Genomic DNA, 1,061 nt, shown 5'->3' with positions numbered 1-1,061 from the left:
GGGCTCTCCTGACGCTTCCGTGGGTGGTGCGGCGCGTCGTGAATAGCGCACGCCGTTGTCCTGCCTAGGTTCTGGCTTGTCGAAGGTCAGAACTGTGGGCGGGAGAACGGCGTGCGTAGGGCAAGGTTATGGGCCCGGCTGGTGGGAGTCGAGAAGGCGGTCGTCGAGCGTGTCGTCTTCGACGAGGACGAGGGGATCGTGGTGGTGTCGGTGCGGCCGGCTCGAGGTCAGCGGTGCCGGTGTGGGAGGTGCCGGCGGCGGGTGCCCGGCTACGACCAAGGGCAGGGGCGCCGCCGCTGGCGGGCGCTGGATCTGGGCCGGGTACGGGTGTTCGTGGAGGCCGACGCGCCGCGGGTGCGTTGTCCGCGGCACGGCATCGTGGTGGCGGCGGTGCCGTGGGCGCGGCACGGCGCTGGGCACACGTATGCGTTCGATGAGCAGGTGGCGTGGCTGGCCACCCAGTGCTCCAAGACCGCAGTGACGCGGTTGATGCGTGTCAGCTGGCGTACGGTCGGCGCGATCGTGGCCAGGGTGTGGGCCGATGTTGACGGCCTGGTCGACCGGCTGTCTGGGCTGCGCCGCATCGGCATTGACGAGATCTCCTGGAAGAAGGGTCACAAGTATCTGACCGTGGTGGTCTGCCACGACTCCGGCCGGTTGGTGTGGGCCAGTGCAGGCCGTGACCGCGCCACGCTGCGGGCGTTCTTCGTCGCCCTGGGGCCTGCGCGCAGCGGGCAGATCACACACATCTCCGCCGACGGGGCGGACTGGATCGCCGATGTGGTCGCCCGCCACTGTCCGGCCGCAGTCGTGTGCGCGGACGCGTTCCACGTCGTGTCCTGGGCCACCGACGCCCTCGATCAGGTGCGCCGGCAGGCATGGAACCTCGCCCGCCACGAAGCGGGCGGCAGCAGACGGCACGTGCAGGGACCCGGCCGAGCCACCCAGCGGGCCGTCGGCGCAGCACGCACGCTGAAGCGGTGCCGGTGGGCCCTGTGGAAGAACCCCGACACCCTCACCGAACAACAGACCGCCAAGCTGGCCTGGATCGCCAAGACCAG

At 70.5% G+C, this 1,061-nt stretch carries 1 protein-coding gene; it reads left to right on the top strand.

Annotated features, from left to right (window positions below; all coding sequences use genetic code 11):
- Window positions 1-111 precede the first annotated feature (111 nt).
- Window positions 112-1,061, top strand: a 950-nt coding sequence (locus V6V89_RS41440) for a transposase (protein WP_334625225.1), incomplete at its 3' end; no start/stop codon positions are given.

Source organism: Micromonospora sp. CPCC 206061 (assembly GCF_036906915.1).
Lineage (GTDB): Bacteria > Actinomycetota > Actinomycetes > Mycobacteriales > Micromonosporaceae > Phytohabitans.
Note: the sequence above shows the minus strand (reverse complement) of the source record. Positions and strands in the feature narration are given on the sequence as shown.